Source organism: Absiella sp. AM29-15 (assembly GCF_003434225.1).
Taxonomy (GTDB): Bacteria; Bacillota_I; Bacilli_A; order Erysipelotrichales; family Erysipelotrichaceae; genus Hoskinsella; species Hoskinsella hominis.
This window is the reverse complement of record NZ_QVFL01000009.1, coordinates 18,232-42,377: the sequence shown is the minus strand read 5'-3', so window position 1 is coordinate 42,377 and position 24,146 is coordinate 18,232. Positions and strand designations below refer to the sequence as shown.

Genomic DNA, 24,146 nt, shown 5'->3' with positions numbered 1-24,146 from the left:
GATGTCAGTGATGCTACTAGCAAAAGCTACCTTTCAAAAAAACAAATCACAGATGATAGGTTTTATGTTATTGATTATAATATCAAGCGCACTTATGAATTTAGGGCTTACTACGTTTTTGAATTATCCCCAGCTATTTGATCAATACGCCAAAGATATGCAATGTGCAGATGTCATTACCACCATACAAAACAAAGATGAAACGTATATAAAAACGTATCAACAAGAACTGCTTCATGATCCTGATACAAAACAGATGGAGCAACGAAATGTTTTGTTTTTTGCGGGTAAATGTCAATATCGAAACAGTGAAACCTTACGTCAATTTGCGGTGTTGAATAAAGATGATAAACAAGAAATTGGTAAAATATCAATCATGGAAGAAAGCAAGAAATCTGTCGAACATGGGATATATTTGCCATATTTATTTCATACAGGTGGTCAATATAATTTACTGGATGATTTTACGTTAACCATCATACAGGATGGTAAAGAGGTTGCATTCACCTATCAGATAAAAGGCTTTTATGAGGAAATGATGCTTGCGACAATTAATTCCTCCACAACCGGCTTATTATTAGATGATGAAGAATATCAAACAGTATCAAAGCGCTTGTCACATACCATTGATGCGACGATGTTTTTAATGAAAGTGAACCAGCATGATCAAAATAGTGAGTATGCGACAAGACATTTACCAACCCTCACTTCCACTAATCCATCCATTCGCTCTGATATGAATTATTATGATACGATCAAACAATCAAGAACACTGACATCTTCTATTGGCGCTACTTTGATTATCGCTTTTTCCATGATCATGATGGTTATTTTAGTGATTGTGATACGTTTTAAAATACAAAATACCATTGTGGAGGATATGAAAAATATTGGTGCTTATAAAGCTATCGGATATACAGGAATACAGATTCTATTATCGTTGATGCTTCCATATTTAATAATTGGAGGAATTGGTGGTATCCTTGGGATTGGATTATCCAATCTGTTATTACCATTTCTATCTTATATGTTTGCCATTCAAACAGGACTCACATGGCATCAGGGACTTGATGCGCTTTGTGTAAGTATGACTTTGCTTTTTTTAATGCTGATTATTTCCCTCATCACAATGGTAACATCTATGAAGGCCAAAAAGCTGACACCAATTGTGGCGTTGCGAAGTGGATTTTATACACATAATTTTAAACGAAATCATGTTCCATTAGACAAACATAAAGCAACGTTAACGGTTTTGTTGGCAATGAAAGTCTTGATTCAAAATCTGAAAGCAAACGTTATGGTAAGCATTGTAATTAGTGCCATTGCATTCGCCAGTGTTTTTGCGGGTGTTTTATTCTATAATATTTCGTATCAGTTTGATAACTTTTTATTTGCCAGTTCAGGAGATATTGCAGATATTATTGTAGAATCAAAAACCCATGAGGATCATTTACGTCTGAAAACGGATTTAGAAAAAATATCCGGCGTTGATCATAGCGTGGATTTTTATACAGATAATGCTTTTCAATGTGGGCATGAGGTAGTCATCTGTTATACTAGTGAAAACTTCCTGCATTTACGTTCTCAACAAGTCTTATATCAGGGAAGATTTCCAAAATATGCAAATGAAGTAGCAATCGGTGGATTATTAGCTTCTAAATTACACAAAGAGCCGGGAGAAATGATTACCTTAAAAAAGGGGGATAAGGAACAGGAGTATTTGATTACCGGCTTGATTCAGGGGGCAAATTATATGGGGCATGATGTTGCCATCACAGAAGAAGGGTATCGATTATTTGTCAAAGACTATGAAGCTAGAACATTAAATATCTATACCAAAGATAAACAAGAAATTGAGGATACCATACAATATATCAAACAACATTATTCCTCAAATATTATCGGTATACAAAATAATCGCAAAGTGGTAGAGGCGTCAATGGGGTCTTATCGAGATATTGTCAGTGCGTTGGTATGTGTGATTGCGGGTATCACCTTATTTATTATCATATTGATTATGTATCTTGTACAAAAGACATCCATCCTGCAACGGAAACAAGAGTTTGGTATTTTAAAGGCCATTGGCTACACATCGAAACAATTGATTCATCAAATTGCATTAACATCACTTATGGTTTTTGTGATTGGCGCTATGACAGGAGCAATCCTTGGATACTATCTCATCAATCCATTATTAAGTATGTTGTTATCCTATATTGGTATGATGAAGGTTCAATTTGAAATACCATGGATGATGTTGATTACCATTATTTTACTTATTTGTTTAACTGGGAGTGCTTTAGCTATGTGGATTGCAAGAAGAATCAAAAAAATATCACCGTATTTATTAGTTAATGAAAATTAAACTATGAAAAAAGTGGTGTCTGTCTTGCAAATGTAGACAAATAATGCTAAAATGTCAACGTCTTGTGTTTAAGAAGAGGCGCGTTGATTATGAGTATGATATCGGAGATCGAAAGTCTGTGAAGATATCAGAAAGGATGATACGCCGAAGCAGATAGGTCAAAGTATCTGCTGGGGGTATGTTGAAGAAGCATGCCACTGTCTTTATGTTAAAACATAAAGGAGCGCTATCTTAAAACATCAAAGTTATCTTCCAAAAGGTCTTTGCATGTTTTAGGGTGCAAGGACTTTTTTATTGGAGGAAAATTATGGAAAAGAAAAAGAAAAAGTTTCAAATGCCGCATGCATATGTCATCATCTTTTTAATGACTATGTTAACGGCAGTGCTGGCAAACATCGTACCTGCAGGAGAATTTGAGAGAATTGTAGATGCAGCAGGCAACACAATTGTTGTTCCTGACAGCTATCATGCGGTAGAAAAGGTAGGATGTTCAATTTTTGATATGTTTAAATCCATTCAGCTGGGATTTGTGGATGGTGCACAGATTATCTTCTTTATCATCTTTGCATATGCATTTGTTTATATTTTGATTAAGAATGGAACCTTTGATGCAGTCGTAGGATTTATCTTAAGAAAAATCGGTGATCGCATTGAATTGATTATCCCTGTATGTATGATTACCTTTGGTTTACTTGGTAGTACCATGGGAATGTTTGAAGAAACGTATGGATTGATTCCGGTATTTATTTCCATTGCGGCAGTCCTTGGCTATGATGCAATCGTTGGTGGAAGCATCATCTATCTTGGTGTTGCGATAGGTTTTGCGGCAGCAACCATCAATCCATTTACCGTAGGAATTGCTCAGGAAGTAGCGGGTGTGACAATGTTTTCCGGGCTTGGATATCGTATTGTCTGCTTTGCTGTATTTATGGGAATTAGTATCTGGTATGTATGGCGTTATGCACATCGTGTAAAAAAAGATCCAACAAAATCAGTATTATATGGCGCAAAAGTTGAAATGCTGGAAGTTGGCTCAAAAGATGAATTAATGAAATCAAAGTTCACATGGACACATAAAATCAGCTGCTTGATGTTTGTATTTACAATTGCGATGCTGTTGATTGGTACCATCAAGTTTGGATGGTATATTGATGAAATAGCGACATTATTCATTATTATGACAGTTGTGACAGGCTTTATTTCTCGTTTTACCGCAAGTCAGATTGCAGAATTCTTTATTGAAGCAAGTAAGGAAATGATGTATGGTGCATTGTTAGTTGGTGTCAGCCGCAGTATTCCTGTGATCATGGATAATGCACATATCATTGATACAATTGTTTACTGGCTGGCTAACCTTTTATCAAACTTCCAGGGAATGTTAAGCGCAATGGGTATGTTGTTTGTTCAAAATATCATCAATTTCTTTATCCCAAGTGGGGCAGGACAGGCACTTGTGACGATGCCGATTTTAGCTCCAGTAGGAGAGATGGTAGGTGTATCCCGTCAGGTAAGTGTACTGGCATTTCAGTTTGGTGATGGATTCTCTAATATCTTCTGGCCAACCAGTGTATTCATGATGTGTGGCATCATGCGTTTGCCAATTGATCGCTGGTATAAATTTGTGACACCTTTATTTGGCTTACTATTTATCGCATCTATGGTTTTACTTGGTGTGGCAGTTGTCATTGGATATTAAGGAGAAAACGATATGGAATTAAAAACACGTTTATATACGATAGAAGATGAATGTGCATCATTGATTGAAGAAGTCAGTGAATACATTTATGAACACGCAGAACTTGGAAATGAAGAATATAAATCAAGTGCTTATTTGGTGGAGCAATTAGAAAAACAAGGATTCACGATTACTTATCCTTATCTGGATATCCCTACAGCATTTCGTGCAGAGCTTGTTTGTGGAGAAGGTCCTAAGGTAGCATTTCTTGCGGAATATGATGCACTTCCAGGATATGGGGAAGATAAATGCCAAGTAGCACATGCTTGTGGACACAATTGGATTGCGGCATCTACATTTGGCGCAGCAATATCCCTTGCACATATGAAAGATGTTATTTCAGGTAGTATTGTGGTCATTGGAACCCCAGCGGAAGAAACAACGGGTGGCAAATATGATTTGGTTGAACGTGGTGCTTTTGATGATATTGATGCGGCAATACAAATGCATTTAGGTGCTGAAAATAATATCCATGTGGTCACATTGGCGATGGATTCCTTAGAATTTAATTTTAAAGGAGTTGCGGCACATGCGGCTGCTTATCCTGAAAAAGGCATCAATGCACTAGATGGTGTACAGCTGATGTTTGCGGGAGTGAATGCTCTTCGTCAGCATATGCGAAGTGATGCCAGAGTTGCAGGTATCATTACAGATGGCGGTGTCGCATGTAATACCGTACCAGATAAAGCCGGCTGTCGTTTCTATATCCGTGCAAAAGATCGTGCATATTTAGAAGAACTTACAAAACGTATCATCAACTGTGCAAAGGGTGCAGCATTGATGAGTGGCGCAAAACTGGAATATCATAACTTTGAAAATTCTTATGATGACCTTGTTTATCATGAAGGATTGCGTCAGCTATTGAAGGAAAATCTGATGGCGCTTGGTGTGAATGATTTTGTGGAAGCGGATGAAGAAGCCAGTGGCTCCAGTGACATTGGAAATGTATCCCATGTTTGTCCTTGTGTATATTGTGAAATTGATACAGGCGCAAATCCTAAAGTATTTGCCCATCATGAAGATTTCTTGGCATATGTACATGGGGATAACGCAAAACATAGTTTACATACAGCCACAAAAGCAATGGCATATACAGCTTTACAAGTATTTTTGAAGCCAGAAATTGTAAAATAAGCAAAGAGATAGAAATCCAGCATGTAAAGAAAGGATTTCTATCTTTTTTCTATTGAACTTTTATAAACAGGTGGTATATTATAAGTAACATTGAAACAGTGAAATATCTGGGAGGTATTTTATGAATATCGTCGTAGGAAAGAAATTAAATCGAAAAAACGTTGGAAAGGAAATGGTACCTGTCGCATTAATTGCCTTATTACTTGCATCATTATTCTTTGGATTGATGAAGTTAGAAGTATGGATGTTTTTTGCTATGTGGATCATCTTCTTTTGTTTATTATGTTTGGCAATGCTGCCTGGGGCATTTAAACAGTATTGGTGTATCAGTGAAGATAAAATCATTCTTCAAAATGATACCGTGATCAATAACGCAAAGATTATAAAAGCTTTATTTCAAAATGAAAGTGTGGATTGTTACTATGTATTGAAAAAACAAGATATTGAAAAAATCGAAATTCGTTATATCAAAAATACGATCGCAGGCCCGGCAAAACGAACACCGGATACATTCTATTTCAATCTGTATTCTGTCTATGGGAAGAAACGTTTCAATCTTACGAATTTATCAGAAGAAGAAGTCAATCAGATCATGCTGATGTTGCCAAAGCTTTGTGATCATATCATTGATGAACAACAGGTATTGTATGCTGTCGAACATCATTTAAATTTATATGATTTTATATATCAAAATAAAGCGTAAAAAAAGTCTAATCCTAATCGATTAGACTTTTTATCATTATTGAAGTGTACGCCACAAAGCTTTCATTAATGGTGTAACGTATAAACTGCCGTTACGATCTTCTGCATTATCCACCATTAAGGTAATTGCATAATCTTTATTGGCACTGCACAGCCATCCGATTTCTTTTTCATTGACCTGTGCGGTTCCGGTTTTACCTAATGCTTTTGTAGGATTTTCTGAATCATAACTGCTATAGGTGTTTGTTAAAGCTTTCTTTAATGTTTCTACTGTTCCAGATGAGATAGCATCTTTCTTCCATGTTTCTGCTTTTCCATCCTGATAAATCAAATAAGGTTTAGGAATACTTCCATTATTTTCAAAGGATGCATAAAATGCGGTTAAATGAAGTGGAGATATTTGAAGTTTTCCCTGTCCATAACCTGTATCCGCTAATGTGATATCTTTCTTTAAATCACTTTCTTCACCATAACTGCTTGCGGGAATCGTAAATGGGAAATCCATTTGATCGTTAAAACCATAACTGTTTAATTTATCTGTATAGGTTTTGATGCCCATCTTTAACGCTACTTTTGCGAAATAGGTATTATCAGAATAAATCAGGGCATTTTGCAGATCAGCTTTGCCATCATATGCAGCAGTTGTCTTTACAAAATAATCACCCCAACTATTATCTTTCTGCCATTTTTTATCTTTTGCCTGTCCCATATCCTCATCCGCTGTAATGGTTTTAGAATCTAGTGCAGCTGCCGCAGTGAATGCTTTAAAGGTAGAACCAGGGGTATATAAACCTGTGAAACGATTTTCTAATGGTCGGTTCTTATCATTATTCAAAGAATCCCATTTGGCAGTTGTCATACCTAGTGCAAAATCATTTGGATCATAACTTGGAGTAGATACAAGGGCTAAGACTTCTCCGGTTTTTGGCTGCATCACCACACCAGCCCCCTGATCATTTTTTAATTGTTCATATACTTTTTTCTGTACGTCAACATCAATTGTCGTTTTGATATCTTTACCGTTTTTTACATCACGTTTCGCAATGGTATCCACAACATTACCATCTCTTACCACAAGGATGCTTACCCCGTTTTGTCCACGCAAATCTTTTTCATAGATACTTTCCAATCCGGTTTTTCCAATCAGTGAATTGCTGTCATAACCTTCGCCTTTATGTTTTTCTAATTCTTCCGCATTAATCGTCTGTACATAACCGCTTAAGTGGGAGCATATTTCTTTATAAGGATATATACGGGCACTTGTTGTTTGTGTTGTAACCCCGGATAAATCATCAATTTTGATATCTGTATCTTTGGATATCGTTTTTACAGGTACAAATAAATCATCTTTTACCCAGCTTGCTTGCATAGCATTTTTGATACTGTCAACATTAATATCCAAACGTTTCGCTAAAGTAGAAAGATCTTCCTCGTCCTTTATTTTACCTGGCACTACGCCGACAACGATTGCTTGATCATCACCTGCAATAACTTTTCCATTGCGATCAAGAATACTGCCACGTTTTGCTTCTTCACTGGATATCTGAATGCCATCGCCATTTTGCATCTGTGGGAATATCTGGGCATAACTCCAGCTGATTTTGTAGGTGTCATCTTCTTTGACAATCTGTACAGACTGATCAAAACTAACATTTCCAGCAAGGGTATCTGCGCTGAAATGATAGGCAGCTGTTTTACCGCCATCACCATCTACAATATCCTTGGTTTCAATCTTAAGCTGGTCTGCTTCTATTCCATTATAAATGTTTGTATATTTATTAACGAATGTATCGTGATCAGTTTCTGACTTTGATTTACTGTCTAATAAATTGTACATGGCTTCATAATCTTTTTTCTCCCATGCTTTGCTGTATTCATCCCATGCTGTTTTCGCAGATGGACCTGAATTCAACAAGAAGAATGCGCCAATGCCTGCCGCAATGATCAAAATGGCCGCAATCGATGTAATTGTGATTTGTTTCTTTGTAAAGTTCATAAAATACCTCCTTTTCTTTCTTGTATTGTAACATTTTATAGAAGCAAGTAAAAGAAAAAAATCTCATAATATTCTATGAGATCCTCATTGGAATTATAACTAAATGATAATGCTGATATATGTGGGTAAATTATTTAGATAATATACCGGCAATAATTGTCGCAGGATACGGAATATCAACCCTGTTTGAAAGAGAAAATAGATTATGTAGGAAAAAAGTGAAAAAAAGAAAATAGGGGGAAAGACTATCAAAGTTTTTTCAATTTTAGTATAATATAGGAAAACGTATATGTTAGAAAGGTCGATGTATATGAGTGCCTATATTGAATTTCAAAATGTAAAAAAAATATATAAAATGGGAGAAGTAGAAATTGAAGCACTAAGTGGTGTGGATTTTTCTATTGATCAGGGAGAATTTGTGGTCATTGCGGGCGCCAGTGGTGCTGGAAAAAGTACAATACTGAATATTCTAGGTGGAATGGATAGTTGTACAAGCGGCAATATCTATGTAGATGGTAAAGAAATCAGTAAATATAATGCCAAACAATTAACGACATATCGTCGTTATGATATTGGATTTGTATTCCAGTTTTATAATCTGGTACAGAATTTAACCGTTAAGGAAAATGTAGAGCTGGCAGCACAAATCTGTAAAGAACCTTTGGATATTGATGAAACAATTGAAGCAGTCGGATTAAAAGATCGAAGTGGAAATTTCCCTGCACAATTATCCGGTGGGGAACAACAGCGTGTGGCCATTGCCCGTGCATTAGCTAAAAATCCCAAGCTTTTATTATGTGATGAGCCAACCGGTGCCCTTGATTATAATACCGGTAAACAAATCTTAAAATTACTTCAGGATACCTGTCGACAACGTGGGGTAAGTGTCATCGTTATTACTCATAACTTGGCACTTACGGCGATGGGGGATAAAGTTATTAAAGTACGTAATGGAAAGATTGAAAGTGTAACCATCAACGAAAACCCACTGCCAGTAGAAAGGATCGAATACTAAATGAAATTTAAAGCACTGAGAAAGGACATTACACGAGAAATGCGAAAATCGCTGGGGCGGTTTTTATCTATATTTTCTATCGTTGCCATCGGAGTAGCGTTTTTTGCGGGTGTCAAAGCAAGTGTTCCTGTCATGAAAAACAGTGCCGATCATTATTTTGATGAGTACAATTTCATGGATTTTAAAGTAATGTCTACCATTGGCATGACAAAAGAGGATGCATCCGCCATTCGTAAAATTGATGGTGTGGAGGGTGTTTATCCCAGTTATTCCATCGATACCTTAAATACAGTAGATAATAAACAAAAGGTTATTAAAGTGATGTCATATCCAATGAAGGATACCAAAGATAATCCGGATTATATCAATCAGATGCGAATCATCAATGGCCGTCTGCCTGAAAAAGAAAATGAATGTGTCATTGAACATGATAGTATCAAAGGTGCATCCAGTAAAGTTGGAGATCACATCACATTAACTAGTGGGAGTGATGATGAATTAAAGGATACGTTGAAAAATACAACGTATACAATCGTTGGAGAAGTCACAACGCCTTATTATTTATCATATGAAAAAGGTAGTTCTGCTATCGGCAGTGGTACGATTGACAATTATATCATCATACCCGACAGCAACTTTAAAATGGATTACTATACAGAAATATATGTAACAGTAAAAAATGCGAAAAAATATAATTCTTATGATGATGCTTATTTTGATGTGATAAAAAAAGTAGAAACAAAACTTACTTCACTTGGAGAAGAAAGAGCTGATTTACGCTTTGAGAAAATCAAAAAAGATGCTTTGGAAAAGGTAGAGGATGGGCGTAAAGAATATGAAGCCAATAAAAAGAAATTTGATGAAGAAATCAAAAAGGCTAAACAACAGTTATCTGATGCACATGATCAGGCACTTGTTGGACAGGCAACATTAAATGCCAACCAGTTGACCAGCCAGCAAATGCTTGCGTCAAAAAAACAGGAGCTTGAACAAAGTGAAGCCCAGATGAACAGCTTGGTTGCCCAATATGATGCAGCAAAAGCAAAATTGAATGAGGAAAAAACAAAAGTAGATACTCAAATAGCGGATTTAAATAAACAGATTGAAACACAAAAGGGTAAAGTCGATGAAATTGATCAACAGATCAAAGATGTGGAAGAACAGTTGAAACAGCCTGATTTGACAGACTTGGAAAAACAGCTGCTGGAGGAAAAAAAGAAAGCTTTAGAGGCTTCTAAAACGTATATGGTGCCATCTCTTGAACTTCTACAAAAACAGATGGAAACCCTGCAAAGCAATTTAGAAACCGGTATGAATCAATTAGCTGTATTAGATGAACAAATCTCTAATGCCAAAAATCAAATAGAGCTTGGAAAACAGCAACTAGCTGAAGCTGAAACAAGTACTCAAAAACAATTTGAAGAAGCACAGAAACAAATTGATGATGGCAATACACAGGTCATAAAAGGTACTTTGGAATTAGAAGAGAAAGAAAAAGATGGTGCCGCAAAACTTGCGGAAGCGAAAGAAAAACTTGATAAAAGTGAAGAAGAAATCAAAGCAATGAAAACACCACAATGGTATGTGCTAGATCGTAATTCCCATTATTCCTATCGAGATTATGGAAGTGCAGCCGATCGTATGGGTGGAATTGCGAAAGTATTCCCATTATTCTTCTTTGTGGTCGCAGCTCTTGTATGTTTAACAACCATGACGCGTATGGTGGATGAACAACGTCAGGAAATCGGTACTTTAAAAGCACTTGGATATTCAAAAACAGCAATTGCGATGAAATACATTATGTATGCGGGTGTTGCCAGTATCTTTGGCGGTATCTTTGGCTCCATCATTGGTATGGTGGTATTCCCAACTGTGATATATAATGCATGGAATATCATGTATACCCTGCCTGAAGTACAGCTTCAATTCCAATTTGGACTAGCCTTTACTGCGATAGGTATCGTTTCTTTGATTACCGTAGCAGCAGCCATTTCGGCAGTATATAAGGAATTAATGGATGTACCAAGTCAGCTGATGCGCCCAAAAGCACCAAAGAATGGCAAGAAAATTTTATTAGAGCGGGTTCCATTTATATGGAAACGATTTAACTTTATTCATAAAGTAACCGCTAGAAATATCTTCCGTTATAAAAAACGTTTCCTAATGACTGTCATTGGTATCAGCGGATGTAGTGCCTTGCTTGTGGCTGGTTTCGGTATTCAAGATTCTATTGGAGAAATTGTTGTTTTACAGTATGAAGAATTAAATAAATACGATGTAAGCATGACATTTTCAACAGATGCCACAGCTTCTCAGCGTGATAAAGCATTAGATGAATTAAAAGCCAATAAAGATATATCCGATGCAATGGGTGTAGCGATATACCATGGATTCTATGCTGATGAAGGTGAAGATAAAGGTGTTGATATCTATGTACCAGCAAATGTCAATGAATATCAGAAGTTTACAGTATTGCGAACAAGGAAAGGTCATGACCCGTTAGATTTAGAAAGTGATGGTGCCATCATCACAGAAAAACTTGCGAAAGCAAAAGGCATTTCAGTTGGTGACAGCATCCCAATTGATAATGGTGATGGGGTAAAGAAAGATATCAAGATAACTGGAATCAGTGAAAACTATGTAGGCCATGCCATCTATATGACACCATCTTATTATAAGAGTGTATATCATACGACCCCTAAGAACACAACACTGTTAGGCATTATGAAAACCGTAAACAGTGATCAGGAAGAAGCGTTGGGAAATGCATTTATGAAACAGGCAGGAATTGAGTCTGTGACATTCTATAGTGGTATTGCGTCAAGCTTTGAAGATACCATTTCCTCTTTATCGTTTATCGTTGTCGTATTGATCATATCTGCGGGAATGCTGGCATTTGTGGTTTTATATAATCTGACAAATGTAAATATCAGTGAACGATTACGGGAAATTGCGACAATCAAGGTGCTTGGCTTCTATGATAATGAAGTTTCCGCATATGTCTATCGTGAAAATATCATCCTAACATTGATTGGTGCTCTGGTAGGTTTAGGCTTGGGAATCATATTGCATTCTTTGATTATGAGCCTTGCGGAATTAGATACTGTCATGTTCGGCAGAAATATCTATCCAATCTCCTTTGTTTACTCAGTATTGATCACGATGGGATTCTCTATTATTGTAAATCTTGTTATGTATCGTAAATTAAAGAAGATTCCGATGGTAGAATCTTTAAAATCAGTGGAATAGTGAATAACTGTTCCACTTTTTTTCAATAAAAAGCAATATTTATAAGACCAAATGCTGAAAAAAGAAGTTATACAAGTGAGGAGGTAGAACATGAATGAATCCAATCTGATCAGAAAAATAAAAAAAGGCGATGAAGATGCTATGGATATCCTGATTCAATCCTACTATCCTTTCATATATGCGTATGTATCAAGAAAAATGTTGATGGATGATTGTGCAAAAGATATTACACAAGAAGTTTTTTTACGGTTTTTGCGATATCTTCCCACCTATCGACAAGAAGGGAAACTGTTGCATTATTTATATCGGATAGCTTCCAACGTTTGTAAAGACTACTACAGAAAAATGCAGTATCATGAAGATATCAGTGAATTAGATTATATGATTGAGGATGATACAAATGTCCATGAAAGTATTTTAAATCAACTGAAATATGAAGAACTGATGCTGTGGATTAGTAAACTAAACGATATCCAGCAGGATGTGATCATTTTAAAGTACTTTCATCAATTGACCTTTAAAGAAATTGCGGATATCCATCATATTCCGGTTTCTACCGTAAAATCTAGACATACACAAGCATTGATCAAATTAAGAAAACTTATGAAAGAAGGTGGATTTCAACATGAAAAAATTTGATGTGAATATCCCAGAACAAGAAATAGAGCATATGCACTGGCTGTGTGAACAAGAATGGCAACTGGTAAGTGCTAGACAGGAAACAAATGATTTACGTCGTTTAAAACGTTTTTTATATTTTGATCTACATCGATTTACCGCCATTGCATTTCTAAGTCTGATGCTAACGATATTGATTTTATGGTGTATGCAAATCAATATAAATGAAAGTATGACGATTTATTTTATATCATTGGGATTTTTCAGTATTTTTGAAATGTTCAAAGACATGTATTACCACACAAGTGAATTATGCTCACCAGTATATCTACATGCGGGCAGGCGGTTTTTAATGAAAAATATCGCCATTAGTATCATAATGCTAGGAATGCTGTTATTAATTTCTTTGATTCATTTGATATTATCAGATTTTATGATTTCCTTCATTATTCTATATGCCTATATTCCTTTATTTTTGATTCAGTGCATGTATTTGATCTTTCTTCCTTATATTCACAGCTATATACAGGCAATGATTATTTATATTATGACATTTGCCATTTATGAATATATTGTATGTTATTTTGATCTGTATGACCCTTTTATAATTATTCTGTTTTTCATCATTCTGTTATGCTTTTATTTCTTTAACAGCATTTATCAATATTTCAAAATAAGAAAGGCAGGGAATATGATATGGAATTAGTCTTGGAACATCTTAATAAATCATTTAAAAATAAAAAAGCAGTCATTGATGTAAATATCACCTTTCATGAAGGCGTACATGGATTGTTAGGTGCGAACGGCAGTGGTAAAACGACCCTCATGCGTATTATTTGCGGTTTGATTCCCAGTGAAACAGGGAGTATTAGTTTTAATGAAATTGGCTTAAAAACACAATACGACAGTTATGCCGCCAATCTGGGTTATCTGCCACAACAATTTGGTTATTATCCTAATTATAGCGTACAATCATTTTTAGAATATATGTCAATTATCAAAAATATGACAGCATCTTATGCAAATGATCGGATTCAGAAGCTATTGCAAGATCTACATTTGGAAGAAAAACGTAAAACAAAAATGAAACATCTCTCAGGTGGAATGCTTCGTCGGGTTGGTATTGCTGTCGCTTTACTCAATGAACCAAAAATTTTGATTTTAGATGAGCCTACTGCTGGACTTGATCCTAAAGAGCGTATTGTTTTTCGTAATCTGATTGCGTCTTTATCCGAAAACACGATTATCCTTTTATCTACACATATCGTCAGTGATATAGAAACAATTGCAGACGATATTATGATAATGAAAGAAGGAAATATCATCTTACATGACACAAGCGAAGAATTACTTTCCACCATGAATGAAAAAGTATGGGAATTGTGCATTGATAAAAAGGAAGCCTTAAAGTTGATGAGTCAACATATCATTGTGAAGAGTCATCATAAAGATAGTAAGATAGAACTACGTATTGTATGTGATAAACAGCCACATCCTTTAGCAACACCTGTGATACCTGATTTAGATGACTTATATTTATATCATTTCAAAGAAGGTGAAACATTATGATGCGACTTGTAAAGGCAGAGTGTAAAAAGATTTTAAGAAGCAAATTCAATATCTTCATGATCCTTATATTATTCAGCTATACAGGATATCAGGCATATAGTGAGTATCAGTTTAAATTTCAAAATACAGTAGCGCAAGAATGGACAATGAAAACAACAGAAGGCAAAGATTTAAATAATGGCGCTGATTATTTTATGTACGCAGATAAAATCCTTCATCAATATGAGGGAGAAGCTTCCCCTAAATTGTATGAAAAGTTTATGTCTGATTATGAAAAAATATTAGAAGCATACCCTTTAAAAGATTATGATGTAAACTATATGATTTCTCTATATGGTACAGAATATGAAAAATTTCTACAAGATTGTGTAGATGGAAAATATAGTGAACAGAAAAGAATAGAGTATCTGGAAAATGTTCAAAAAAATTTTTATCCTTTTAACTATTATAAAGACGATGATAATGATAATCTATTATATCCTATGGTGTTTTATGAGAATGATCATGTAAGATTACTATATCAAAATATTTATAAGAATACGATGGAATATAACTATTATCTAAAACCGACAAAAGATATTCCTGATTTAGGCAACTTTAAAGCTTATTGTTTGGCATCAAATGCAGAAATAATGGAAGGATTAGATTTAAGTGATCCTTTGAATAAAGCAATGAAAGAGCATTTCGTCAATCAAGAACAAAATCAACATTTTAACAGTGTTGTGGGTAATAATCTGTTTGTGAATGCATTAGGGTGTATTGATTTTGTGACCTTACTTATGATTGCATTGATATTATCAAATACCTTTGCGATGGAAAACTACTATAAAACCGATCAGATTCTGATACCAAGTGAAACAGCAATGAAGAAACTTTCCTTGGCAAAATTACTAGCTGGTATTTTGGTAAGCGTAGGAATATTATTATTAGAATATCTTATGCTCTATATGTTTACGATGATCTATGTGCCACTTCGTGATTTAAATATGGAAACTATTTCCATGGCAGGAACAAGTGTAAAGAGTATCACAAATGGCATTTTTACATATAAAGAAATCATTGGCACAGGGTTATTTTTGAATTTGTTGGCAGTAATATCAACTGCATTAATTACGATGTTGGCATCATTTATATCTAAAAACCGATTTATCACAATTATTTTATTGATCACTTTTATTCTTATCACAACCTTTAGTTATCCTTTTGATACGATTTTTCATAATTTTGGAGATCATCTGTTTTTAGGAAACATGTTGCATACGAATGATTTTTTCTTGATATTTAGATATGGAAATTCTCCAGAACCATATGGTTTATGGAATGGAATTTTCTATTCATGGAAAACCATAATCGTACTGTTTTGGATGATTGTGGATATCATGATTACACTTATTGTATGGAAGATATCAAAGAAACATGTTGTGAAAAATCATTAATGAAGTGGAGAAATCCACTTTTTTAAGTATCTATTATTAGAATAAGATTGGTTGTTATTGGTGTTAAATTATAATATAATGTTTTTATAAATCAAGACGTGTGGAGGGATGAAAATTGAAAATTGTGAATGGAATTGATTATATAGAACAAGTCAAAATCAAAATAATAGAATACACAACACGTCTAGGGCGTGACTTATCTTTTCAAAATATTGATGAAGAACTTAGCAATCCTGCGATAAAGTATGCAGCACCGCAAGGTGAACTTCTCGTTGCTTTAGATGATCATGAAAAAGTGATAGGAATGGTTGCCTATCATAAACATAGCGATGAACGATGTGAAATGAAAAGATTATATGTTTCTCCAGAATGCCGAGGAATGAAGTTAGGTGAAAAACTTGTCGATGAAATTATTCAGCATGCAAAAAATGCTGGATTTAAAGAAATGGTTTTAGATACCATTGTGCCATTACAAGCAGCCATACATTTATATAAGAAAATGGGTTTTGAAGAATGTGAACCATATTATCATAATCCAATGGATGATGTGATTTATATGAAGCGCTTGTTGTAACATATAATAATAGTAAAGGAAGGAAAGATATGATATATAAACGCTATAATGAAAAAGATAGATTGGTATTAGATGTTGAAAAATTGAAAATGGATAATGATTTTTGTGTACAAATATATCAAGGAGAAGGTTTTTTAGAGAATGATTGCTTAGATAAAACTTACATAGATGATGTTTGTATTGATCTTGAGGAATGTGAGAAAACTTTTGAGGAACTAAAATCTTATATCGTATTCATTGCGGCTAATTTAAGTAATCTAGATGGAATCGTACAGAAATATAGCGAATTTCTTGGCGAGGATAACTTTTGGAAGGATTTTTATATATCATATATATGTATAAAAGAAAATGATAACATAAGAATCATATATAATGGCAATCATGTAAACACTGTATTGGAAGTTTGTTTTGATTATAAAGATAAAGACTTTGTTTTGAGAAAATATGGCTCAAAAATCATTTGAATGTTTTGAGGTCGTTGAAGTACTATAGAGAAGACTTATAGTGGCAAGGTAGGATAAGCCTATGAATATAGAAGAAACAAAAGAATAATTATCATTTCATTCAACAAGAAACAGCGATATAGATAACCCAAAATGGGAAAATGGATTTTTAGGAAGTTAACACCCTTTTAAAGGAGAACTGCATAAAGAGAATTTTTTTGAGGTGATGGAATATTGGAAGGCAATAATCTGGTGTCCCAGAAATCAAGCATTTGTTGACATAGGTTGATATTATTGAAAGCTGTTTTATGTTTTTGTTAGAGAAAGATAAACAGGAAGCATTCACTGCTTATGAAGATTATTCATTGGGTGGTTGTATAATGTTTTAGAATTCATGGAGGCTGCGTTATGAAAATTGAGATTAAGAAAGATTTTCCACAGTATTTTAAATCGTTATATCCAGAAGAATTTGATTTGTTTTCGCATTTTGAAACAACAGCAGGAATTCCATCCGTACTATTCGCCATTACCACATGGAAAGAAAATGGGCAGCCAAATGTATGTTTTCACGCATGGAGTTGTTTTCATGGTGATAAAACATCTTTCTTTGTTGTTATGGGGAATTTATATCAACATACACATACATATGAAAATATCCAAAGAGAAAAATGTTTTTGTATTAATTTTCTGCCTATCCATTATTATGACGATTTACTTAAAACAATCAAACATAATGAATATGATAGTGATGAATTTAGTACAGGTAGCTTTACTCTTTCTTTGGCAAAGACAATCCATGCGCCAATGATAAATGAAGCGTTTATAAATATGGAATGTACTTTAAAAGATGTGCAGGATCTAAGTGGTGCAGGTATTACTTCCATGATTATTGGACAAGTTCAACATATTTCTGTAGAAGAAACATATGCCCAGGGTTATGAACAAAGATATGGAAAAGATGGATTTATGATGTTGATTCCAGGACCTCAAGACCTTATGACAGGAGAGGCAAATCGATCTGCAATTGCAACTGTAAAGATAGAAAAATATGATTGATGATAATGCATAGAATAAAGTTTTACAGATATATATGATAAGAGGGAAGTGATATAGATGGAAGATAGGTTCTCCATAAATCAAATAGATGATGATACATATATCACAAGTGAATGGAAACAGGAGTTTTTTCATATGATACTTTTTCAATTCATTTGTAGGGAAAAGCAAGGAGGTTTAGACAATGAAAAAGGAAGATTTTGGAAAAGAGTTGAAATCATGCTTCATCAATATGATATTGGTGATGATTTTAGGTTTTATTTTGATATTGCTTTTGACAAGTGATGATAGTTTTCTCGTATATAGTATTATGTTTAACAGCATTTGTATCTGTGGTACGATATTACGTGCAATCTATTTATTGTATGTTTATCTAAAAAAATAAAAAACATCTTTATTCAAGATGTTTTTGTTTAATATGGTGCACCGAGTACGGATAAATCCGAACCCTCAACCTCCGCCAGCGTGATGGTCTTAGAACCGTCCTTATAGTTGAAAGTAAGGATTATCTTGTCCTCATAAAGATACACCGCATTTACAAAACTGTCAATCAGTCTTTGCCGCTGTTCCCGCTTTGTCACATCAAATTTGCGGAAACGGTAAATGAAAAATGCTATCTGTTCTCTTGTAAGCAGGGGCTTGTGCATTTCTTCCTGCAAAATGCTGACTTCAAGCTGGCTCTTAGTTTCCTCCAACTCGTCCAGCCTTTGCTTGGTAGACGGGGTAAAAATCCCTGCTTGAATGGCGTTGAGCATATTGTTAATACCTTTTTCCGTTTCTGCAAGCTGCTTTTTCAAAAGGGGCAAATCGGTGCTTTCTTTCTTCTGCAATTCCATTAGCGTATCAATCAGCCGTTCCATAACTTCATCATTCATAATTGCTTTCATGGTATAGTTGACAACCAAATCTTCAATCCAATCTTTCTTGACCGCTTTCTTGTCGCAGAGCTTCTTTTTCTTGGTATTTACACAGCGATAATAACGGTGTACTTTCATTGTATGGCTTGTGCCGCTTTCTCCCACCATAAAGGAGCCGCATTTCCCACAGTACAACTTCGTTGTCAAAAGGTAATCGTCCTCGGCTTTGTGACGGGCAGGAGCCTTTTTGTTCTTCGCCAGCCGTTCCTGTACCCGTTCAAATAATTCTTTTGGGACAATCGTCGGAATACCGTCCTCCTTGACTACATCACGATAACTGTACTCGCCCATATAGCGACGGTTCTTCAAAAGGTGGTTCATAATATTCAGCGTAATTTTCCCGCCACGAATGGAACGCATACCCCGACTGTTCAATAGATTAACAAGCTCCTGCATAGTTGCGCCCTCGCTGTACTTTGTAAACATTTCCAGCACTACCGGGGCAGTCTTGGGGTCGATTTGATAATACTGTTGTTCGTCAATATAATATCCCATCGGAACAGTACCGCCGTTGTACTTACATTTCAGCGCATTGTCGGTCAGTCCCCGGATAACCTTTTCAGAAAGCTCCGCAGAATAGTATTCCGCATATCCCTCCAACATGGCTTCCAGAATAATTCCCTCGCTACCCTCGGAGATATTTTCCCTTGCGGAAATGACTTTCACACCATTCTTTTTCAAAATGTTTTTATATCGTGCACTGTCGTAACGGTTTCGGGCAAAGCGGTCTAATTTCCACACAAGGACAACATCAAACAAGCCTTTTGCGCTGTCTTTAATCATGTGCTGAAATTCGGGGCGGTTATCTGTTTTTGCTGACAATGCCCGGTCAATATAAGTCCCTAAAATTGTTATATCGTTGCGCTCTGCATACTCCTTACATTCCCGCAACTGTCCCTCAATACTTTCTTCTCTTTGATTATCGGAAGAATAACGGGCATAAATCACACCTTTCATTTTCTTTCCACCTCCATCATTTCAAGAAGCGTCTGTTTTAATTTTTCATTCAGCGGGGATTGCGGGTCAAAACACATTTCAATAAACTGTTTCATTTCCTCGCTTCCCGGCACAATCTTCGGATGGTGTTCATATAGCTTGCCTTGCGGATTGTCTGTCCGGGCAAGCAGGTAATCCAATGATACATCAAAATAATCCGCATACCTTACAAGCGTTTCCAAAGAGGGGGCTGACTGCCCCTGCTCATAACGGTTGATACTGGACTGCTTCACTCCCAAAAGTTCCGCCATCTTTACCTGTGACAGCTTCACACTTTCTCTTAATCTCCGCAGGCGTTCTCCTAATTCTTTCATGGACTGTAACCTCCTTGTTTCCTCTATGCTTAGTATATCACTTTTGCGGTTTTCTTTCAACCCGTATTGAGCATATTTTCGATAAACATATTCGTAAATCGGATAGAGAAAACGGGGAGGGCTATAACAAAATAAGCGGTCAATCCGGCTGTGGTTTTACAGCAGATTGCAACCGCTTATTTTGCATTTTGGAGGAAGTGTGGCTACACACGACCACAAAATAGGGTTTCCAAAGGGTACCCCTTTGGCACACGACTTTGCTTGCAAAGTGTAGTGTGTTATACGCTCTGTCGGCGTTGCTGTGAAAATGAGGTTGCCGCCGGGTCGGGCAAGCACATTTGAAGCAGCAGGAAAACAGGGCTGTGATTGCGTGGCGTGGAGCCGCAAGCGCAGGACTGCTTTCATCAGCAGACAGGGCGTATATGAAAGCCCCCGTCCCTCGTCCCACGCCGGACTTCGGGACAAAGTGTCCCAAACTTGTGGGCGCACTCACGCAAAGCAGACAGATTTTTCTCTCAAAATTGAAATGGGCGGGAAGCCATTTTAGGGCTTTCCCGCCTTGATTGCCCATCAGCAAAGGCGGGTGGGACTGTCAACGGCGGCGCATTTGTGCGCCGTTCATCTTGACCGTTGACTGGCTCGGCTGACTTTGCTATTTATCCCCGATAAACTTGGAAGCTAGGCTTCTCCTCTTTGCTCTAACAAATCGAAAACTTCATCCATGTCCATTTCAAACATTACGCTATCTGCCTGTATCGGTGCAAAATAATAAGCCACCTTTTCTGAGCCAAATTCTTGTTCTAACTGCTCCCATTGTGAAGTAAGTCCAATGCAGAAAGCGAGCGTATCACTGCCGAGCGAATCCATATACCAACGCACTTGATACTTCGGAGATATATACTCTTGAATACTTTTCAAGGTTGTATCTCTATCGGTACAATCTTCTGCATAAGGAATTGTTGTTTTAACACCATTCTTGCACAAGAAAATATCAATTTCTCTCTCTTTTTCTATTTCCACACACTCGAACTGAATTTTATCTTCATCAGGAAGTTTATCATTGAAATATTTGATAATAGAGTCATCGAAATCTCGCCAGTCCACCCAGATAAGAAAATCACTTTCCCAAAAATCATCTTTGTTTTCATCTGGTGCCAATAAGAATTCCTTTACCTTCTCCATTTTGAGTTCCCTCCAATTCTGATTTGTTAATTTTTTCATTTCCTCTCCCTCTGTGGGAATGGATTTTTCAGCAAGTCAGACTTCTCCGAAATCCCTTTAATCCAGCTCTTAGAACTGGGCAGGAAGCCATTTTAGGGCTTTCCCGCCTTGATTGCCCATCAGCAAAGACAGGCGGGACTGTCAACGGCGGCACATTTATGTGCCGTTCATCTTGACCGTTGACTGGCTTGGCTGACTTTGCTATCTCCTCAACAGATGGTAATCATAGTTTACTCATAAGTATATCTATCTTAGGTACAAATTCTTTTGAAGCTAATTGTTCTAATGAACTTTGATAGGCTAAAACCGCTTGCCACGAATAATAATAGAAACTATAAAATAAATTGTCGGGAAATACATCTTCTTCCTCATACCGCATTTCATCTTCTTCCTCGTCATATTCCTCCGACCACAAATATTCTTCTTTTAATAAATCGGAGAATAGCGGAAGCGGTGCAGCGTGTTCCATTTCATTCCCATCATTGTAACATTGAAGAATACAGGTAAAAAAGTCCAAAAGTTCCCCAACTAAAAAATAAGCAACAGAGTTCCTCTCACTTTCAGCCAGAGCCTTTTCTAAAATACGGCTTAGGAACACCATACCAAAAGGCGTGGCGTGCCATAAAGTACTCTGATGTTCCATGTTTGTAGTCAACTCATAGAGGGCACTTTTGACCTGCTCTAAATCGTTCATCTTCATAAGTATTTCAAAGTGAGCTGGAAAAGCTGTCCCTCGACCATAGGCAGTAGTAAGGCGGTGCCATGGTATGTCATGAATATCCAAAGTGCTGATATATGCTTGATTTTCTTTTGTCATTTTATTTTTCCTCCTACTCCAATTTGTCTTTTTACTTCCGCCCCCGCTGTGGGTTTGGATTTTTCAGCAAGTCCGACTTCTGTGCAATCTTTTTCAGCCACTTCTTTTCTTCCTCGGACAGCTTTTTCAAATTCAGCTTGAGCCGCTTACAGATAAACGCCAAAGCCGCTTGCTCCGGGTCGCTGTCCGGGTTGGCAGTTTCGTCAACAGTCTGCAAGAAATCTTCCAGTGGGTTATCCTCTGGGACGCTGAAAAAATCGTCCTTATGAGCTTCTCGCAAGTCGAGGGCTATCTTGTTTATGTCCTGCTGTATCACATAGCGGCAAAAACTGTCATCGTCAATATGAGCGGCGATAAGCTGTCTTAACTGCGGGTCGGACAAGCCGGGATTGTGCTGCTTCATAATCGTTGCACTCACAGCGTCCACTATGGCATTTGCACTCTGCACCTGTTTGCCAGCGATACCGTTCACATAGATTTCGAGGTCAGCCATGAGTTGGGGGAAATCCGGGTGTGTCGCCAACTCACACAAGAGAGAATTATCCACCAGCCCACTTTTCAATAGTTCAATCATATCATCACTCAAACGCAGGTCTGCAAGATCGGCGTTTGGGTGATTTCTTGTTTGGGACAGCCCCAACAGATAATCGGCGGTCACGCCGTAAAACTTCGCCAGCTTGATAATGGCATAGTGGCTGATGTCCTTGAAGTCCTTTGCTTCATAACTTCCCAGCGCAGACTTGGAGAGATTTACCTGTTCTTCAAGCTGCTCCAGCGTCAGCCCACGCTCCACACGCAGGTCTTTCAATCGTTCTTGTATGGATAGTTCCATGCTCTCCCTCCTTGTCTACTTAATATATGACGACTTAACTTCCTAAACAGTTTATAATTTCTTCTATTTCCATACAAGCATCCTCAACCCTGATTGCTGTTTCCTCGCTAAAGAAGCGGCTTCCTCCCGCTAATTGGTCAATCAAGCTAATTAACACTTCAACATCACAATTCAAAATAAATCCCTGTGTTCTCCACTTTGGCATTTCAATAAGGATTTGATTTTTAATTTCTAAATATTTCGTTTCGTCAAAAGTATTTTCACATCTTAATTTTACCAGAAAACTATCTTCCGCATTTATTAAATCACTTAATTTTGACATAGAGCCCTCCCTAAACGAAAATGGCATTCTGTTTTTTCCATTTTACCACAATTCCGAGAGCGTGGAAATAGAGAGTTTTCTGGGCTGATTTCCGACCTTATGGATATACGGGGTGGGCGGTCATTTAGGTGTAGACTTAGGGTAGTTCATCGATGAGCTGCACCTTGAAAACAGAATGACCGTCCGAAAAGGAATACCCCGGCAGGGGAAGCACCGCAACGAGCCACTTCGGGACAAAATGTCCCGAAGTCCGGGGAGCGTGCCAACGCTGGAACACGCCGCAGAAATGGGGCAGGAAACCTTTTCAGGGAGAACGGCTAAGGAAAAATGGAGGGAACACATGAGAGAGAACCCATATAAACGACTGCCGCCCATAGAGCGCAAGCTGGACAGTTCCCTTTACCGCATGACACCAGCACAGAGGAAACAGGCAAACGCCCTGATCCGCCGGGAGTGCTGCTGTTATGAGGACGGTAACTGTATGCTCCTTGACGATGGGGACACCCACACCTGTCCCCAGACCATTTCTTTCTCGGTCTGCTGCAAGTGGTTCCGCTGATCGGTCTTACCGCAAATCGGAACGCTGGAAGCAGAGATTTTCCGGGATAAGGAGCTAAAACGCTGTGCGGTCTGCGGCAGAGTGTTCGTCCCAAAGTCCAACCGGGCGAAATACTGTCCCGGCTGTGCCGCCAGAGTTCACAGGCGGCAGAAAACAGAAAGTGAACGGAAAAGGAGGTCTTGTGTGGACAGTTAGGGGCTGAAAAGTCCTTGATTTACAAGGCTTTGCAAGCACAGAACAGGGACAGGCAATAGAAACTACCGTCTGCCCCAGAAA

The 24,146-nt window shown here is 37.0% G+C and carries 21 protein-coding genes, 1 pseudogene and 1 riboswitch; of the genes and pseudogenes, 15 read left to right on the top strand and 7 right to left on the bottom strand.

Features of this window, described 5'->3' with window-relative positions; all coding sequences use genetic code 11:
* Position 1: 1 nt before the first annotated feature.
* The 4 genes from DW761_RS10415 to DW761_RS10400 all read left to right on the top strand — a co-directional run bounded on the left by DW761_RS10415 (position 2) and on the right by DW761_RS10400 (position 5,937).
* Entirely contained in the window at positions 2-2,365 is a 2,364-nt protein-coding gene (locus tag DW761_RS10415; protein ID WP_158553786.1) for an FtsX-like permease family protein, read from the top strand.
* A 65-nt stretch (positions 2,366-2,430) separates the two neighbouring features.
* A riboswitch (Lysine riboswitch) is annotated at positions 2,431-2,602 on the top strand.
* Between the two features lie 70 nt (positions 2,603-2,672).
* Positions 2,673-4,061, top strand: a complete 1,389-nt coding sequence (locus DW761_RS10410; protein ID WP_117453826.1) for a YfcC family protein — start codon at positions 2,673-2,675, stop codon at positions 4,059-4,061.
* Between the two features lie 12 nt (positions 4,062-4,073).
* A complete protein-coding gene (locus DW761_RS10405; protein WP_117453827.1) occupies positions 4,074-5,234 on the top strand; it encodes a M20 family metallopeptidase in 1,161 nt (386 codons plus the stop codon).
* A 121-nt stretch (positions 5,235-5,355) separates the two neighbouring features.
* Positions 5,356-5,937 carry a hypothetical protein gene (locus tag DW761_RS10400; RefSeq protein WP_117518039.1) on the top strand — a complete coding sequence of 194 codons (582 nt, stop codon included), beginning with the start codon at positions 5,356-5,358 and terminating at the stop codon, positions 5,935-5,937.
* Positions 5,938-5,973: 36 nt separating this feature from the next.
* On the opposite strand, the gene DW761_RS10395 is transcribed toward DW761_RS10400, so the two are convergent.
* A complete protein-coding gene (locus DW761_RS10395) occupies positions 5,974-7,932 on the bottom strand; it encodes a penicillin-binding transpeptidase domain-containing protein (RefSeq protein ID WP_117518037.1) in 1,959 nt (652 codons plus the stop codon).
* A gap of 310 nt (positions 7,933-8,242) precedes the next feature.
* Here DW761_RS10395 and DW761_RS10390 point away from each other — a divergent pair, with 310 nt between their 5' ends.
* From DW761_RS10390 to DW761_RS20925, 10 genes are all read left to right on the top strand, one after another.
* Complete coding sequence (locus DW761_RS10390) at positions 8,243-8,947, top strand: ABC transporter ATP-binding protein (RefSeq protein ID WP_117453843.1); 705 nt, start codon at positions 8,243-8,245, stop codon at positions 8,945-8,947.
* On the top strand, positions 8,948-12,196 hold the full coding sequence (locus DW761_RS10385) for an FtsX-like permease family protein (protein WP_117518035.1): 3,249 nt from the start codon (positions 8,948-8,950) through the stop codon (positions 12,194-12,196).
* 90 nt (positions 12,197-12,286) lie between these two features.
* Positions 12,287-12,835 carry an RNA polymerase sigma factor gene (locus tag DW761_RS10380; protein ID WP_117518033.1) on the top strand — a complete coding sequence of 183 codons (549 nt, stop codon included), beginning with the start codon at positions 12,287-12,289 and terminating at the stop codon, positions 12,833-12,835.
* Positions 12,822-13,520, top strand: coding sequence for a hypothetical protein (locus DW761_RS10375; RefSeq protein WP_117518031.1), 699 nt, complete (start codon positions 12,822-12,824; stop codon positions 13,518-13,520). The genes DW761_RS10380 and DW761_RS10375 overlap by 14 nt, the downstream gene beginning before the upstream one ends.
* Complete coding sequence (locus tag DW761_RS10370; protein ID WP_117518029.1) at positions 13,511-14,383, top strand: ATP-binding cassette domain-containing protein; 873 nt, start codon at positions 13,511-13,513, stop codon at positions 14,381-14,383. The genes DW761_RS10375 and DW761_RS10370 overlap by 10 nt, the downstream gene beginning before the upstream one ends.
* Positions 14,380-15,819, top strand: a complete 1,440-nt coding sequence (locus tag DW761_RS10365; RefSeq protein WP_117518027.1) for a hypothetical protein — start codon at positions 14,380-14,382, stop codon at positions 15,817-15,819. Before DW761_RS10370 ends, DW761_RS10365 begins: the two co-directional genes overlap by 4 nt.
* Positions 15,820-15,943: 124 nt before the next feature.
* Entirely contained in the window at positions 15,944-16,393 is a 450-nt protein-coding gene (locus DW761_RS10360; protein WP_233512128.1) for a GNAT family N-acetyltransferase, read from the top strand.
* Positions 16,394-16,422: 29 nt separating this feature from the next.
* Positions 16,423-16,857 (top strand): hypothetical protein, encoded by a 435-nt coding sequence (locus tag DW761_RS10355; protein WP_117518023.1) that lies wholly within the window; start codon positions 16,423-16,425, stop codon positions 16,855-16,857.
* Between the two features lie 387 nt (positions 16,858-17,244).
* The gene (locus DW761_RS10345; protein WP_117518021.1) at positions 17,245-17,892 is read left to right on the top strand and encodes a flavin reductase family protein; all 648 of its coding nucleotides are present in this window, start codon (positions 17,245-17,247) and stop codon (positions 17,890-17,892) included.
* A 184-nt stretch (positions 17,893-18,076) separates the two neighbouring features.
* Positions 18,077-18,277 (top strand): hypothetical protein, encoded by a 201-nt coding sequence (locus DW761_RS20925; protein ID WP_147323322.1) that lies wholly within the window; start codon positions 18,077-18,079, stop codon positions 18,275-18,277.
* Positions 18,278-18,305: 28 nt separating this feature from the next.
* Here the strand turns inward: DW761_RS20925 and DW761_RS10335 are convergent, their stop codons facing one another.
* The 6 genes from DW761_RS10335 to DW761_RS10305 form a co-directional block, all read right to left on the bottom strand.
* Positions 18,306-19,766 carry a recombinase family protein gene (locus tag DW761_RS10335; RefSeq protein WP_117518017.1) on the bottom strand — a complete coding sequence of 487 codons (1,461 nt, stop codon included), beginning with the start codon at positions 19,764-19,766 and terminating at the stop codon, positions 18,306-18,308.
* Positions 19,763-20,119, bottom strand: coding sequence for a helix-turn-helix domain-containing protein (locus DW761_RS10330; protein WP_117469794.1), 357 nt, complete (start codon positions 20,117-20,119; stop codon positions 19,763-19,765). The genes DW761_RS10335 and DW761_RS10330 overlap by 4 nt, the downstream gene beginning before the upstream one ends.
* 678 nt (positions 20,120-20,797) lie before the next feature.
* Positions 20,798-21,340, bottom strand: coding sequence for a hypothetical protein (locus tag DW761_RS10320; RefSeq protein WP_199485629.1), 543 nt, complete (start codon positions 21,338-21,340; stop codon positions 20,798-20,800).
* A gap of 223 nt (positions 21,341-21,563) precedes the next feature.
* Positions 21,564-22,157, bottom strand: coding sequence for a hypothetical protein (locus DW761_RS10315; RefSeq protein ID WP_117469795.1), 594 nt, complete (start codon positions 22,155-22,157; stop codon positions 21,564-21,566).
* A gap of 31 nt (positions 22,158-22,188) precedes the next feature.
* A complete protein-coding gene (locus tag DW761_RS10310; RefSeq protein WP_117469796.1) occupies positions 22,189-22,989 on the bottom strand; it encodes a helix-turn-helix domain-containing protein in 801 nt (266 codons plus the stop codon).
* A gap of 34 nt (positions 22,990-23,023) precedes the next feature.
* Complete coding sequence (locus DW761_RS10305; RefSeq protein ID WP_025486815.1) at positions 23,024-23,311, bottom strand: hypothetical protein; 288 nt, start codon at positions 23,309-23,311, stop codon at positions 23,024-23,026.
* A 340-nt stretch (positions 23,312-23,651) separates the two neighbouring features.
* Here DW761_RS10305 and DW761_RS10295 point away from each other — a divergent pair.
* A pseudogene (locus DW761_RS10295) lies at positions 23,652-24,065 on the top strand (cysteine-rich VLP domain-containing protein).
* Positions 24,066-24,146: the final 81 nt, after the last annotated feature.